The following is a 14,364-nucleotide window of genomic DNA, read 5'->3' on the forward strand; positions in this document are numbered from 1 at the left end:
TGACCGGGACTACGGCTCGATGACCGGGGCCGGAGCTCGATGACCGGCGTCAGGGCTCGATGACCGGCGTCAGGGCTCGATGACCGGGGCCGGGGCTCGATGACCGGGCGCCGTCGTGCACCCCACCTCCCCGCTACGGCTGCAGGCGGTCCACGATCCAGCCGTCGTCGGCCGCGAGGTAGCGGAGACGCCGGTGCATCCGGTCGCGACTGGCATGCCAGAACTCGACCATGTCGGGGACGAGTCGGAACCCGACCCACGTCGCCGGCCGCGGGACGTCATCGCCCTCGCGCTGGAGCAGCTCGTTCGCCTGCTTGATGAGGGCGTCGAGGGTCTCTTCCGGGCCGTCGCGGAACGGCGTCGACTGGTGGGCGACCGCCGTCGCCGCGCGCGACTTGGGCGAGCGGTCGGCGAACAGCGCGTCGGACTCCTCGTCGCTCAGCTGCTCGACGCGGCCCTCGAAGCGGAGCTGCTGCATCGTCTCGCGCCAGTAGACCTGGAGGGCGGCGCTCGGGTTCTCGGCGAGCTGCCCGCCCTTGCGGCTCTCGGTCGAGGAGCCGAAGATCAGGCCGCGATCGTCGAGGGTCTTCACATCGACGGTGCGCGCACTCACGACACCGACCGAGGTGGCGGTCGCGAGGGTCATCGATCGGGGTTCGCTGACGTCCCGCTCGATCGCTGCGGCGAGCCACTGCTGCGCGAGGAGCATGGGCTCGGCGGGCGGGGTGTCGAACTCGGGCAGCTGCAGGGTGTCGTCTCCGGAGAGGGGTTCGGCGCTCATGTCGCGAGCCTACCCGCGTTGCTCCGGGAGCCGACGGTTGGGGCGTCGGCACAGTCACCACCGGAACCGTGGTGTCCTGACACATGGTGCACGGCCAGGCCGCGGGCTAGCCTCGGAACGCCCGCCAGGGAGCACGTTCGAGGAGAGTGAGCACCGCATGCCGTACACCGACACCGACGACGTCTCGATCTACTACGAGGTGGAGGGTGACCCCGCCGACCCGGTGATCGTGCTCATCGCGGGCGGCGGCGCGCAGCTGCTCACCTGGCGTGACCCGTTCCGGGCCATGCTCGTGGACGAGGGCTTCCGCGTCGTGCGGTTCGACAACCGCGACGTCGGCTTCTCGCAACGGTTCGGTGGCGAGAACGACCTCGACGGCGGGTACTCGCTCGGCGACATGGGCGACGACGTCCTGCGGGTGCTCGACCACCTCGGGGTCGAGCAGGCGCACCTCGTCGGGCACTCGATGGGCGGCATGATGGCGCAGATGGTCGTGCTCGACCACCCGGAGCGCGTGCTGAGTCTCGGCCTGCTGTCCACGATCCCCGGCCAGGACCCTCGCTACATCCTGCACGGCGAGCGCCCCGAGCTGCTCGTCGAACCAGTGCGGTACACGCGGGAGGAGTCCGTCGCCGCGATGGCCGAGCTCGCCGCACCCGTGCCCGGCGCGCGCTACCAGCCGGACACCGCGTGGGAGGTCTGGGCGACGGGCGAGGCGTACGACCGCGGCTACGCACCCGAGGGGTTCAGCCGGCAGTGGGCGGCGCTGCTACGTGCGCCGGAGCGACTCGAGCGGCTGCGCGACGTGACCGTGCCGACCCTCGTGCTCCACGGTCGCGAGGACGACGTCCTGCACTGGTCGTCCGCCGTGGACATCGCCGAGGCGATGCCGGCGGCCGAACTCCACGTCCTCCCCGGCATGGGACACCTCATCCCCGCCGAGCTCTGGCCGACGCTCGCCGCCGGCATCGTCCGGGTGGCGAGGAGCTCGTCCGGTCGTTGAGCTTGGCCGGTCGTTGAGCTTCGCCGGTCATTGAGCTTGCCGAAATGCAGCACGGAGAACGTCTCACTGACGGGAGGGTTGTTCGTGGGCCCTTCGACACGCGGTTCCTGAGCGTGTCGAAGGGCAGGGAGCGTGGCTTGAGGCAGGGACCGAGGGCTCGGGGAGGGCTGAGCGGGCGCCGCTCGGCTACGGCATGCCGATGAGCCGCACCCGGCAGGCGAGCTCCGCGGCGAAGCGGACGTCGGGATCGGCGAGGTCGAGTTCGAGCGACTGCTCGATGCGCCGGATCCGGTAGTTCACCGCGTTCGGATGCAGGTTCAGCTCAGCCCCGGCACGCGCGAGCGAGTTCCGATGGCTGAGGTACGCGAGGAGCGTCCGCACCGAGATCGCGGCCCGCTCCGGCCCGAGGGCGTCGAGTGGCGAGAGGATGTCGTCGAGCAGCGTCCGACTGAGCGGTGAGGCGTAGAAGTCGAGGAGCACCCGCCGCAGCCCGGTGACGTCCGTCGCCTCCATGGTGCCGAAGCGACCACCCGCGATGGCGGCCTCCGCTGCGACCCGCGCCTCGGTCGCCGACTGCCGGAGCCCCGCCGCCCCGCTCTGCGGTGTCCCGAGCCCGACCGTGAACGTCCACTCCGGCCCCGCGATCGTCGCAGCGTGCGTGACGATCCGCTCCATCACGTCGCGCAGGCGCCGTTGGTGGTCGGGTGCGCCGAGCTCCTCCGAGGAGATGACGACGATCTCGTCGCGCCGCATCGCGAGGTGCCACTGCTCCTCGCGCTGGTCGACGAGTTGCAGCGCGAAGAGTTCGACGGAGGGCGCAAGGACCGTGGGTGCGCGTCGGTCCGGGTCGCTCGCGTGCTTCGGGGTCAGCCACGCCACCGCGTGCGACAGCTGCAGCGGCAGGCCGGCCCGGACCGCGTCCATCGCGAAGCCGTCGATACGGGACGACTCGGCGAAGATCAGCTCGATGATGAGCTCCGCCCGCGAGCGCACCGAACCGAACCGCCCGTGCAGTTCCCGTTGCAGGGCTCGGGAGAGGACGGAGGCGATGACCGGCAGGGCGATCGCCGCGGCCGGGTCGTCGCGCTCGGCGTGGACCCGGCCGATCGGGATCTCACCGATGCACACCGCGTCCGGTTCGAGCCAGCTCGCGCCCGCGTCCTCGACGAGGGTGACCGGCACCCCGAGCGTCGTGCTGGCGACCTCGAGGATCGCCTCCCGCACGCCGACACCCGACGCCTGCTCCGCTTCGGCCGCGGACGCGCTGATCACCCGCTGGATCGCGAACTCGGCGCGCGACATCGCCTCCTCGGCTCCACCGCGGATCGTGCGGTCCATGAGCACGGCGAGGTCGGAGGCGATGCCCTCGCTCATGATCACCGGCAGACCACCGCGGTCCGCGAGGGCCCGAGAGGTCTCGGCGACCGGGAAGGCGCCGACGAATACGAGGCCGGCGCAGCCCGCTGCGATGGCCCGGCGGATGGCGATGTCGACCTGGTACGGCCTCGGGACGGCGCCGTCGGGGGTCGTCACGATGGCGATGGAGTGCTCGGTCGCGTCGTTCAGCTCGTCGAGCGCGAGGATCTCGACGCCGGTGACCGGGACGCCAGCAGGGGCGCCGGCGACGCAGCGGGCGCCGAGATGCTCGGCTTGGAGGATGACGTCCGCGACGGTGACTTGGGCCATGAGCACATTCTGCCCCGATTGTGTGGGCCACGGGAACATTGTCGTGGTTCCCGACCCTGCCTACGCTCGGTACATGTCAACGAACCACCCCGCTGCACGCTCCGCAGCGTCGGCCACGCCGATCACCAGCATCACCCTGGCCGACGTGCCGGCGCTCGCCGCAGGATGCGCCATCTTCGGCACCGGCGGCGGCGGCGCGGTGCAGACCCCGCAGCTCGGCGTCGAGATCGCCCTGGAGCAGTTCGGCCCGGTCCCCGTCAAACAGGTCGGCGACCTCGACGCGGACGACGTGGTCGTCGCCATGTCCGGCATCGGCGCTCCGTCGGTGGGCTTCGAGATGCTCGGCGCGAGCGGCCAGGCCGAGATCATCGTCGAGGAGATCGAGCGCCTCACCGGCAAGCGCATCACGACGATCATGGCGACGGAGATCGGCGGCAGCAACGGCGTCGGCCCCGTCGGCTGGGCCGCGAGCCTCGGCCTCAGCATCCTCGACGCCGACGGCATGGGGCGCGCCTTCCCGGAAGCGCCGATGACCGCGATGAACGTCGCGAACCTCCCGCCCGGGTACGCGGTCCTGAGCGACGTGATCGGCAACGTCTCGATCCTGCGGCCGGTCAGCCTCGCCTGGCTCGAGCGCCACGCCCGCGCCCTCACCGTGGCGAGCGGCGCGATCTCGATCGGCGCCAACTACGTCATGGACCGCGACACCGTGCGCGGCGCGGTCATCGAGGGCAGCGTCAGCCGCGCCGTGCAGGTCGGGCGCCGGCTCCTCGCCGCCACCGACCCCGTCGGCGCGCTCACGGACGAACTCGGGGCGTCCCTCATCACGGGTGGCAAGGTCGTCGACATCGAGCGCCGCACCGAGGGCGGGTTCACCCGCGGTTCCGTCACGGTCGAGGGGATCGGCGAGCACCGCGGTCGCCTCACCCGCGTGGAGATCCAGAACGAGAACCTCGTCGTCATGGAGGACGGAGCGGTCATCGTCAGCGTCCCCGACCTCGTCACGATCGTCGACTCCGAGACGGGCGACGCGATCTCCACCGAGATGCTGCGCTTCGGGCAGCGGGTGAGCGTCCTCGCCTGGGCGTGTGATCCGCTGTGGCGCACCGAGCGCGGCCTCGAACTCGCCGGCCCGCGCGCGTTCGGCTACGACCTCGACTACGAGCCCTTCGGTGTGAGCGCCGACGAGACCATTGGAGCGACCCGATGAGCGCCGGTACCACGACCAGCACCGTCACCGACACCTCGGGCGAACTCGCGATCGGTATCGACGTCGGCGGGACGAACACCGACGCCGTCGCGCTCTCGGGCACGGGCGAGGTCGTCTCGTGGACGAAGCAGCCAACCACCCGCGACGTCACGGGCGGCATCCGCGCGGCGCTCGCCGAGGTCCTCGACCAGCTCGGCGACGACCGGGGCCTCGTCACCCGCGTCATGCTCGGCACCACCCACGCGACCAACGCGATCGTCAACCGTCGCGACCTCGGACGCGTCGTCGTCATCCGGCTGGGCTCGCCTGCCGCCACCTCGCTCCCGCCGCTCGCCGGCTGGCCGCGGGAACTGCGCGACGTCGTCCTCGCGGGGAGCATCCTCGCCGGAGGCGGCCACCTCGTCGACGGCTACCCGATCGCCCCGCTCGACCGCGACCTCATCCGCCGGGAGCTCGACGCCCTGGCCGGCACCTTCGACGCCGTCGCCGTCTGCGGCATCTTCAGCCCGTCGTTCCCCGAGCAGGAGCTCGAGGTCGAGGCGCTCGTCCAGGACCACGTGGGGGTCGACATCCCGGTGTCGCTCAGCCACGAGATCGGCGCGCTCGGGTTGTTGGAGCGCGAGAACGCGACCGTTCTGAACGCGTCGCTCTACGCCGTCGCCCGCGACGTCACGAACGCGCTCACGACGGTCGTCGCGGAGGAGCGACTCGACGCGACCACCTACTTCGCGCAGAACGACGGCACGCTCATGGCCGTCGAGTACGCGGCGCGCTACCCGGTGCTGACGATCGGTTCCGGGCCGGCGAACTCCATCCGCGGCGCCGCCTTCCTCTCCGGTGCCGACAACGCGATCATCATCGACGTCGGCGGCACGACCAGCGACCTCGGCGTGCTCGTCGACCGGTTCCCCCGCGAGTCGACCCTGCCCCGCGAGGTCGGTGGTGTGCGGACGAACTTCCGCATGCCCGACATCCTGAGCGTCGGGCTCGGCGGCGGCACGATCGTCGACACCGCGACCGGTGTCCCGCGGCACGACTCGGTCGGTTACCGCCTCACCGAGGAGGCGCTGCTGTTCGGCGGCACCACCCCGACCCTCACCGACGCGGCCTCGCTCCAGTTCGGCATCGCGGACCGCGAGCTGCCGCCCCTCGACCGCGCGACCCGCCAGGCGCTCGAGCACGCGCTCGGCGTCGCCCACGAACGCATCGAGTCCGCCGTCGAGCGCATGTCGCTCGGCCGAACCGGCCTCCCGCTCGTCGTCGTCGGCGGCGGAGGATTCCTCGTCCCGGACGCCGTCCTCGGCGCGAGCGAGGTCCTGCGCCCGGCGCGCGGCAACGTCGCCAACGCCGTGGGCGCGGCCATCGCGCTCGCCGGTGGGCGCTCCGATCAGCTCTGCGACTTCGCCGACCGCGCAGCCGCCATCGAGGAGGCAGGACGCTCCGCGATCGAGAAGGCGATCCAGGCCGGCGCAGACCCGCGCTCGGTCGAGATCGTCGACGTGCTCGAGACCCCCGTCTCGTACGCGACCCGCCCCACCCTGAAGGTCTCCGTGAAGGCGGCGGGTCCCCTCGCCCGTATCGGAGTGCCGTCGAGACGAGCGATGTAGTCCACCCCGCTCCACCCCATCCGATCCGGCCACCCGCGCACCACGGCCACCCGAGTACGAAGGATCCAGCATGAACAGCAAGCGGAAAGCCGCGGCGGCACTCGCCACCGCGGCCCTCACCGCGGTGGCCCTCACCGCGTGCACCTCCTCGCAATCCTCCGATTCCTCCGGCGAGTACGTCTCCGGCGGCACCTTCGTCACCGCGATGAGCGGCGACCCGGGCAGCCTCGTCCCCATGACGGGCATCAGCCTCGAGGCCCGCGAGATCATCAGCTTCCACTACGAGTCGCTCGTGTACGTCAACGCCGACGGCGAGCTCCTGCCCTGGCTGGCCGAGAGCTGGGAGGAGGACGCCACCTCCACCTCCATCACGTACACGCTCAAGGACGGCATCACCTGCGCGGACGGCACCCCGTTCACCGCGGAGACCGCCGCGGCGAACATCACCTACAACGCCGACCCGGCCAACGCGACCTTCTACTACGGCGCGCAGGTCTCCGAACGGATGACCGCGACCGCCGACGGCAACCAGCTCACGGTCACGAGCACGACGCCCGACCCGTTCATCCTCGCCAACACCGGAACCGTCGAGATGGTCTGCCAGGCCGGCCTCGACGACCCCGACTCCCTCGTCGAGACGATGAACGGCACCGGCCTCTTCACCCTCGACAAGGCCACCCCCGGCTCCAGCTACACCTTCACGAAGCGCGACGACTACACCTGGGGTCCCGAGGACGTCACGAGTGACACCAAGGGCCTGCCGGACACCTTCGAGGTCCGCGTCGTCACCGACCCCGGGACCGCGGCGAACCTGCTGCTCTCCGGCGACGTGAACGCCGCGAGCATCGGCGGGGCCGACCAGGACCGCGTCGAGGCCGCCGGTCTCGGCAGCGAGGGCGTGCGCAACCCGATCGGCGAGATGCTCTTCAACGAGCGCCCCGAGCGCCCCACCTCCGACCCGCTCGTCCGTGAGGCCCTCGTCACCGCGATCGACCGCGAGCAGGTCGGTGAGGTCGTCACCGACGGCACCGCCGAGGAGTCGAAGTCGCTCGTCGTGAAGAGCCCCTACCTCTGCGTCGCCGACGGCCCGCAGTGGACGCTCCCCGAGACGGACGTCGAGAAGTCCGGCGAGCTGCTCGACGAGGCGGGCTGGACGCTCGGTTCCGACGGCAAGCGCTCGAAGGACGGCGAACCGCTGACGATCAAGTTCATCTACGACGCGGCCACCCCGAGCCACGCGGCAGCGGCCGAGCTCGTGCAGCAGACCTGGGACGAGCTGGGCGTCACGACGGAGCTCTCGGGCAATGACGCGAACGCCTGGTCGGAGCAGTTGTTCTCGACCTTCGACTGGGACACCGGCTTCGTGCAGATCGCTCCGGGCGGACCGGTCATCGTGAACACCTTCTTCGGTGGCGAGACCCCGGACAAGGGCGGCAACAACTTCATGTTCGTCGACAACCCCGAGTACGACGCGCTCGCCGAGCAGGCCAAGACGGCCAGCCCTGAGGAGACCTGCGACCTCTGGCAGCAGGCCGAGGCGAAGCTCATCGAGCGGACGGACGTGTTCCCGATCGCCGACGCGCAGGACTTCCTGTACCTGAACGGTGCCGAGGTCGAGCGTCCGAACTTCATCCGCCCGACGAGCATCCGGATGGTCGGCTGATCATGACGATCCCCTCGACCGTGACCACCGAGCAGGCCACCGACCCGGCCACGGGCCCCGGCGGCCCGGCGGTCGCGCGTCGAGGGGGTCGCGGCGTCCTCGGCGGACTCTCCCCGCGGGCGTCGTTCATCCTCCGACGACTCGGCCGGGTGCTCGTCTCCCTCGCCATCGTCATCGTCGCGACGTTCCTGATCGTGCAGCTCGTGCCGGGCGACCCGGTGCGGGCTGCGCTCGGGAACAGTGCGACCCCGGAACTCGTCGAGCGGACGCGCGCCGACCTCGGGCTGGACGTGCCGGTGCCGGAGCAGTTCGTCAACTACGTCAGCGGGCTGTTCCGCGGCGACTTCGGGACGGCGATCGGGTCACAGCGGCCGGTCGCCGACACGATCGCGCAGCGCTTCCCGGTGACGCTCACCCTCGCGGTCGCGTCCTTCCTCCTCGCGGCGATCGGCGCCTTCCCCATCGGCGTCGCGACCGCGGTGTCCTCGCGCACCGGCCGCCGTCGCCTCGCCGACCTCGGCGTCTCGGGTCTGCTCGGCGTGCTGATCGCCATCCCGAGCCTCCTGCTCGCCGCCGGTCTCATCGCGGTGTTCAGCATCGGGCTCAAGGTGCTCCCGGCCGCCGGCTGGGGAGGCTTCGACCAGGCGATCCTGCCGGTGGTGGCCCTCGCGGTCGGTCCAATGGCCTACCTCGCCCGCATCGTGCACGTGGAGATGCTGGCCGTCCTCGAGATGCCGTACATGACCACGGCACGGAGCAAGCGCCTCCCGACGCACCTCGTCTACCTGCGGCACGCGCTGCCGAACATGGTGACCTCGACGCTCACGATCGGCGGCATCATCCTCACGGGCATGGTCGCCGGCACCGTCCTCATCGAGACGGTCTTCGCCATCCCCGGCCTCGGGACGAGCATCGTCTCGTCGATCACCTCGAAGGACTACCCGATGATCCAGGGCATCGTCCTCGTGTACGCGATCCTCGTCCTCGGCCTCAACCTCCTCATCGACATCGCGCTCGCGACGATCGATCCGCGCTCCTCGATCACGGAGGGCTGAGCTCATGCGTGCATCCACCCGCTCGAACCGATCCCCGGTGCTCGACCGCCTCCGCACCCCGCGCGGCCTGACCGGCGCGATCGGAGCGCTCCTCATCATCGTGGTCGCGGTCGTCGGCCCGACCGTCTGGGGGTCTGCCGCCGACACGACGTCGGTGGCCGACCGCCTCGCCGGCGCGAGCCTCGCCCACCCCTTCGGCACCGACGAACTCGGGCGCGACGTCTTCGCCCGGGTCATGGTCGCCACCCGGGTGTCCGTGCTGCTGACCCTCGGCGCGACGGCGATCTCCGTCATCGGGGGCGTCCTCCTCGGGGCCGTCGCGACGGTCCTGCCTCGACCGCTCCGCCGACTCGTCACCGCACTCATCGACATCCTGTTGTCGTTCCCATGGCTGCTCATGGCCCTGTTCTTCTCTGTGATCTGGGGCGCGAGCGCCACCGGCGCGATGCTCGCCGTCGGATTCGCGGGTGTGCCGACCTTCGCCCGCCTCACCTACACGCTCGCCTCGTCGCTGATCGGTCGCGACTACGTGAAGGCCGCGCGGATCGCCGGCGTCGGCCAGGCGGAGGTGCTCGTCCGGCACGTCATGCCGAACATGCTGCCGCCGATGCTCGTGAACGCGGCGGTCTCCGCCTCCGGCACGCTGCTCGCCTTCGCCGGCCTGTCCTTCCTCGGTCTCGGCGTGCAGGCACCCGAGTACGACTGGGGTCGCCTCCTCGGCCTCGGGATCGCGCGCATCTACGGGAACCCGATGGCGGCGATCGGCCCCGGCATCGCGCTCGTCGTGTGCGGCGTCATCTTCACGCAGCTCGGCGAGCTCTGGAACGAGTCGTCGAAGCGGCTCCTCGGACTGCCCGCGCCCGCGCGTCGTCGCACCGCGGCTCCCGCGACCGCCTCCGCTGCGGCTGCGACACCGGCCGGCCAGGAGCCCGTCGTGCAGGTGCGCGACCTCCGCGTCGCCTTCCCGGACCGCGACGGCCGACTCGTCGAGCGCGTCCACGGCATCAGCCTCACGATCATGCCCGGCGAGGTCGTCGGCGTCGTCGGGGAGTCCGGATCGGGCAAGTCGGTGAGCGCGATGGCGATCGCCGCCCTGCTCGGGCCCGACTCCTCGGTGCAGGCCTCGGAGCTGAGCTTCCGCGGGATCGACATGACCGCACCGCTGACGAAGGCCGAGCGCAGCCGCCTCGGCCTCGAGCTGGCGATGGTCTTCCAGGACCCGCTCACCTCGCTGAACCCCTCGCTCACGATCGGCAAGCAGCTCCGCGAGACCGTCGAGGTCCATGAGGGACTGTCGGCGGCCGAGTCGACGAAGCGCGCCGAGGCCGCACTCGAGTCGGTGCGGATCCCGCTTCCGGCCAAGCGCCTGAAGCAGTTCCCGCACGAGCTGTCCGGCGGCATGCGGCAACGGGCCATGATCGGTATGGGGCTCATGGGCCGCCCGAAGCTGCTCATCGCCGACGAGCCCACCACGGCACTCGACGTGACGGTGCAGCGCCAGGTCCTCCGCGTGCTCCACGAGGCGCAGGAGCAGACGGGCGCTGCGATCCTGCTCATCTCGCACGACATCGCCCTCGTCAGCGGGTTCTGCGACCGCATCCTCGTCATGAAGGACGGTCGCATCGTCGAATCGCTCGACGCCGACCGTCTCCACGAAGCGCGGCACCCGTACACCCGCGGGCTCATCGCCTGCGTGCCCGACATGACCTCCGACCGCACCATGCCGCTCCCGGTCATCGGTGCGATCGACGAGGAGCCTCTCCCGGTCCCTGAGCTTGTCGAAGGGCCCATCACCACCGAAGGACAGCGCGCATGACCGGTCTCGAGTTCTCCGGCCTCACGGTCCGCTACGGCCACGGCGCGTCCGCGCACACCGCGGTCGACGGCTTCGACCTCACGGTCCGCCCTGGCACGTCCCACGGCCTCGTGGGGGAGTCCGGCTCCGGCAAGTCGACGGTCGCCGCGGCCGCCGTCGGTCTCGTCATCCCGAGCGCCGGCGGCATCCGGTTGAACGGTGCCGACATCGTCGGGCGCTCGGCCGCGGCCCGTCGCGCGCGTCGGCGCGTGCAACTCGTCTTCCAGGACCCGTACTCCGCGCTCGACCCGCGCATGCCGATCGGTCTGTCGATCGCCGAGGGGTCTCGGGCGACCGGGCGCTCCTGGAGCCGCTCGGAGCAGCGGTCCCGCGTGGGCGAGCTGCTCGAGCGCGTGCACATCGACCCGGACCGCGCGAACGACCTGCCGTCGGCGTTCTCGGGTGGTCAGCGGCAGCGCATCACGATCGCCCGGGCACTCGCGGCCGAACCCGAGGTCCTGATCGCCGACGAGATCACCTCGGCGCTCGACGTGTCGGTGCAGGGCGTCGTCCTCAACCTGCTTCGCGAGCTGCAGCGCGAGCTCGAACTCACGGTGCTGTTCATCTCCCACAACCTCGCCGTCGTGAACTACATGTGCGACACGGTGAGCGTCATGCAGGCCGGCCGGGTCGTCGAGGCGGGGCCTACGGCCACCGTCCTGGCCGCGCCGGAGGACGCCTACACCCGAGAGTTGCTGGCCTCCGTGCCCGTGATGGGCCGTCGCATGACCTGGGACGAGGAGTAGCGGCCCGAGCCGTCGGGCCGGACCGCGCCCGGTCGCTGAGCTCACCTCTTCCGGTCACTGAGCTTGTCGAAGTGCCCACGGGTGACGTGGCCCTTCGACAGGCTCAGGGACCGAGGACGCGTCAGCCGCGCTGCTTGCGCGGCAGGGTCTCCGGGAGGAACGCGATCCCGACGATGCCGATCGCGCTGAGCGCCAGCAGGTACGCCGCCACCAACCACGGTGCACCACCGCTCGCGGCCACGAGCGCGGTCGCGACGAGCGGGACCGTCCCGCCGACGAGGGCGGCCGGGATCTCGCGGGAGAGCGCGATACCGCTCCAGCGCATCGAGGTCGGGAAGATCTCGGCGAGCAGCGCGCCCGAGGTGCCGATGGTCGCACCCTGGATGACCGCCAGGCCGAGGATGAGGCCCAGGGCGACGATGACCGATTGCTCCGTGTTGTAGAGCAGGAACATCGGGAACGCGTAGAGGACACCGAAGATCGCGGCGCCCATGAGGACGGGCTTGCGACCGATGCGGTCGGCGAGGCGACCGAACAGCAGCGCCGTGGGGATGGTCAGGACCTCGGCGACGATGAGGCCGATGAGCGCCTCCGTCGGGTTCACGCTCAGCGTGCCCGTGACGTACGACAGCGAGAACACCTGCACGACGTAGACCCACGGCAGCGCGAACGCGAAGAGCCCCATGCCGCAGAGGATCACCCGCCAGTGCGAGCGGATGGCGCCGGCCAGCGGTGCCGAGGTGACGGCGCCGCGCTCCTCGGCGCTCTCGAACGCCTTCGTCTCCTTGACCCGAAGACGGAAGTACAGCGCGAAGGCGACGATGACGACGCTCGCGAGGAACGGGATCCGCCAGCCCCAGCTCTGGAACTGCTCGATCGGCAGGGTGCTCACCACGGCGAAGACGGTGGTCGCGAGCGCCATGCCCACGTACACGGAGGCGCCGGGGAACGACGCGGCGAACGCACGGTGCTTCACGTCGGCGGACTCGCTCGCCATCGTGATCGCGCCGGCGAACTCAGCGCCCGAGCCCATGCCCTGGAAGATCCGCAGCACGATGAGCAGGATCGGAGCCCAGATGCCGATGGCCTCGGCGGTGGGGAGGAGGCCGATGAAGGTGGTCGCGACACCCATGAAGAGGAGGGTGATGAGCAGCGTCGGTTTGCGCCCGAGCTTGTCGCCGTAGTGGGCGAAGATGAGGCCGCCGATCGGGCGGGCACCGAAGCCCACCGCGAAGCCGGCGAACGCGCCGAGCAGGCCGGCGAGGTCGCCCGCGCCGGGGAAGAACAGCGGCGCGAACACGAGCGCGGAGGCCAGCCCGTAGAGGGTGAAGTCGTACCACTCGATGACGGTTCCGACCGAGCTGGCGAGGATGGCGCGGCGGCGCTGCACCCGGGAGTCGAGGCCGTCGCGATCGATGTCGCTCTGGCCTGCGGTGGTGGTGTCGGATCCGCGTGGGTCGCTCTCGCGCGCGCTCTGGATGGCCATGGCACTCCTTCGTGTTGGGCGCACCCGGACGGCCGGGACGCCTGACGAGGTTACCGGCCGTCCGAAGGTTCAGCCCATGTGTGGTCGCCACACTCCACCGGTGTTCCGGTGCGTCGGGAGCACACGGGGTGGGGCGCCCGAGGCTGGCCCCCCCGGACCGGTGGCTGTGCCCATCTCCGGTCACTGTGCCCATCTCCGGTCACTGAGCTTGTCGAAGTGCAGACGGCCAACCTGCCCGTCCGCAGTCCCGGGGGCGCTCGCTACAGCGCCTTCGACTCGCGGAGGATCCCGGCGAGCGTCTCCATCTGCTTCGCCTGCGACGTGTAGTCGAGGGCGGCGGTGTTCCAGGAGTGGATCTGACCGGCGACGAGTGCCGGGTGCGAGGCGAAGGTCGCCTGCGCCTCGAGGTCGCTTTGCTGGAAGCCCTCGACGTTGACGAGCAGGACGTCACCGGTCATCGCCTGGCCCGCGTTCTCCCAGCTGTAGATGTCCCAGTAGTAGTAGCCGTCCGGGTTCGCGTTCGTGTACGTCACGCCGAGTTCGCTGTACAGCTCGGTCTCCGGCTCGTCCTGCGGCTTGACGACGTAGATGCCGCTCGCGTCCGCGTACATCTGCGTGACCTCGAGGTCGGTCTCCTTCGCCGCGGCCGTCAGGTCTGCCGCTGCGGCGTCGTACTTCTCCTTCGCCGCGGCGATGGTGTCCTCGTCGGCTCCGAGCGCCTCGGACAGCTTGTTGAGCGAGGCGATGACGTCGGCACCCTTGCCGCCGACCTTGATGGCGACGACCGGAGCGATCTTCTCCAGCTGCTCCTGCTGCTCGACGTCGGCGACACCGTAGTACGGACCCTTGAGGTCGAGCGTGCCGTCGCGGTCGGTCGGGTAGATCCCGGTCACGATGAGGTCTGGTGCCGCCTCGGCGAGTGCCTCGAGGTCGATCTCGCCGTAGCTGTTGCCGACGATGGCCGTGTCGCCGAGGTCGTAGTCCGAGAACCGCTTGTCGGTGGCGACGTCGACGCGACCGAAGACCGCGACGGGGTCGATACCGTTGCCGTGCAGGCCGAGCGCGTAGTCGGCGAAGCTCGCGACGCGCTTCGGCTGCTCATCGAGCTTGACCGTGGTGCCGGTGTCGTCGGTGTAGCTCCAGGCGCCGCTGCTGTCGGCGTCGGATGCGGCGGTGGGGGAGCAGCCGGCGAGGCCGACCAGGGCGAGTGCCGGCACGAGTACGAGTGCGGCGCGGCGGAGGCGTAAAGAGATCGTCATGATACTTAGGGTA

11 protein-coding genes are annotated in these 14,364 nt (G+C 70.8%); 7 read left to right on the forward strand and 4 right to left on the reverse strand.

The window, feature by feature from the left end:
- Nucleotides 1-133 precede the first annotated feature (133 nt).
- Complete coding sequence (locus QRN19_RS00060) at nucleotides 134-781, reverse strand: pyridoxal 5'-phosphate synthase (protein ID WP_285024495.1); 648 nt, start codon at nucleotides 779-781, stop codon at nucleotides 134-136.
- Nucleotides 782-938: 157 nt separating this feature from the next.
- Here QRN19_RS00060 and QRN19_RS00065 point away from each other — a divergent pair, with 157 nt between their 5' ends.
- A complete protein-coding gene (locus QRN19_RS00065; RefSeq protein WP_285024496.1) occupies nucleotides 939-1,784 on the forward strand; it encodes an alpha/beta fold hydrolase in 846 nt (281 codons plus the stop codon).
- A 186-nt stretch (nucleotides 1,785-1,970) separates the two neighbouring features.
- On the opposite strand, the gene QRN19_RS00070 is transcribed toward QRN19_RS00065, so the two are convergent.
- Nucleotides 1,971-3,470: a PucR family transcriptional regulator gene (locus QRN19_RS00070; RefSeq protein WP_285024497.1), complete on the reverse strand. Its 1,500-nt coding sequence runs from the start codon at nucleotides 3,468-3,470 to the stop codon at nucleotides 1,971-1,973.
- Nucleotides 3,471-3,543: 73 nt separating this feature from the next.
- Here QRN19_RS00070 and QRN19_RS00075 point away from each other — a divergent pair, with 73 nt between their 5' ends.
- From QRN19_RS00075 to QRN19_RS00100, 6 genes are all read left to right on the forward strand, one after another.
- The gene (locus QRN19_RS00075; protein ID WP_285024498.1) at nucleotides 3,544-4,680 is read left to right on the forward strand and encodes an S-methyl thiohydantoin desulfurase family protein; all 1,137 of its coding nucleotides are present in this window, start codon (nucleotides 3,544-3,546) and stop codon (nucleotides 4,678-4,680) included.
- A complete protein-coding gene (locus QRN19_RS00080) occupies nucleotides 4,677-6,287 on the forward strand; it encodes a hydantoinase/oxoprolinase N-terminal domain-containing protein (RefSeq protein ID WP_285024500.1) in 1,611 nt (536 codons plus the stop codon). Before QRN19_RS00075 ends, QRN19_RS00080 begins: the two co-directional genes overlap by 4 nt.
- Nucleotides 6,288-6,357: 70 nt before the next feature.
- Nucleotides 6,358-7,950, forward strand: coding sequence for an ABC transporter substrate-binding protein (locus tag QRN19_RS00085; RefSeq protein ID WP_285024501.1), 1,593 nt, complete (start codon nucleotides 6,358-6,360; stop codon nucleotides 7,948-7,950).
- A gap of 2 nt (nucleotides 7,951-7,952) precedes the next feature.
- Nucleotides 7,953-9,005 carry an ABC transporter permease gene (locus QRN19_RS00090; protein WP_285024502.1) on the forward strand — a complete coding sequence of 351 codons (1,053 nt, stop codon included), beginning with the start codon at nucleotides 7,953-7,955 and terminating at the stop codon, nucleotides 9,003-9,005.
- A gap of 4 nt (nucleotides 9,006-9,009) precedes the next feature.
- Nucleotides 9,010-10,821 carry a dipeptide/oligopeptide/nickel ABC transporter permease/ATP-binding protein gene (locus QRN19_RS00095; RefSeq protein ID WP_285024503.1) on the forward strand — a complete coding sequence of 604 codons (1,812 nt, stop codon included), beginning with the start codon at nucleotides 9,010-9,012 and terminating at the stop codon, nucleotides 10,819-10,821.
- Nucleotides 10,818-11,606 carry an ABC transporter ATP-binding protein gene (locus tag QRN19_RS00100; protein ID WP_285024504.1) on the forward strand — a complete coding sequence of 263 codons (789 nt, stop codon included), beginning with the start codon at nucleotides 10,818-10,820 and terminating at the stop codon, nucleotides 11,604-11,606. Before QRN19_RS00095 ends, QRN19_RS00100 begins: the two co-directional genes overlap by 4 nt.
- A gap of 121 nt (nucleotides 11,607-11,727) precedes the next feature.
- Here QRN19_RS00100 and QRN19_RS00105 read toward each other — a convergent pair whose 3' ends face one another.
- Together QRN19_RS00105 and QRN19_RS00110 are read right to left on the reverse strand one after the other, a co-directional pair.
- The gene (locus QRN19_RS00105) at nucleotides 11,728-13,092 is read right to left on the reverse strand and encodes an MFS transporter (protein WP_285024505.1); all 1,365 of its coding nucleotides are present in this window, start codon (nucleotides 13,090-13,092) and stop codon (nucleotides 11,728-11,730) included.
- Between the two features lie 260 nt (nucleotides 13,093-13,352).
- Nucleotides 13,353-14,351, reverse strand: a complete 999-nt coding sequence (locus QRN19_RS00110; RefSeq protein ID WP_285024506.1) for an ABC transporter substrate-binding protein — start codon at nucleotides 14,349-14,351, stop codon at nucleotides 13,353-13,355.
- Between the last annotated feature and the right edge of the window lie 13 nt (nucleotides 14,352-14,364).

Origin of the sequence: Plantibacter sp. ME-Dv--P-122b (assembly GCF_030209375.1) — a bacterium.
Lineage (GTDB): Bacteria > Actinomycetota > Actinomycetes > Actinomycetales > Microbacteriaceae > Plantibacter.

Excerpts from the sequence above, each read along its gene's own strand:
- QRN19_RS00060 (WP_285024495.1), bottom strand. The coding sequence starts at position 781 with ATGAGCGCCGAACCCCTCTCCGGAGACGACACCCTGCAGCTGCCCGAG.
- QRN19_RS00065 (WP_285024496.1), top strand. The coding sequence starts at position 939 with ATGCCGTACACCGACACCGACGACGTCTCGATCTACTACGAGGTGGAG.
- QRN19_RS00070 (WP_285024497.1), bottom strand. The coding sequence starts at position 3,470 with ATGGCCCAAGTCACCGTCGCGGACGTCATCCTCCAAGCCGAGCATCTC.
- QRN19_RS00075 (WP_285024498.1), top strand. The coding sequence starts at position 3,544 with ATGTCAACGAACCACCCCGCTGCACGCTCCGCAGCGTCGGCCACGCCG.
- QRN19_RS00080 (WP_285024500.1), top strand. The coding sequence starts at position 4,677 with ATGAGCGCCGGTACCACGACCAGCACCGTCACCGACACCTCGGGCGAA.
- QRN19_RS00085 (WP_285024501.1), top strand. The coding sequence starts at position 6,358 with ATGAACAGCAAGCGGAAAGCCGCGGCGGCACTCGCCACCGCGGCCCTC.
- QRN19_RS00090 (WP_285024502.1), top strand. The coding sequence starts at position 7,953 with ATGACGATCCCCTCGACCGTGACCACCGAGCAGGCCACCGACCCGGCC.
- QRN19_RS00095 (WP_285024503.1), top strand. The coding sequence starts at position 9,010 with ATGCGTGCATCCACCCGCTCGAACCGATCCCCGGTGCTCGACCGCCTC.
- QRN19_RS00100 (WP_285024504.1), top strand. The coding sequence starts at position 10,818 with ATGACCGGTCTCGAGTTCTCCGGCCTCACGGTCCGCTACGGCCACGGC.
- QRN19_RS00105 (WP_285024505.1), bottom strand. The coding sequence starts at position 13,092 with ATGGCCATCCAGAGCGCGCGCGAGAGCGACCCACGCGGATCCGACACC.
- QRN19_RS00110 (WP_285024506.1), bottom strand. The coding sequence starts at position 14,351 with ATGACGATCTCTTTACGCCTCCGCCGCGCCGCACTCGTACTCGTGCCG.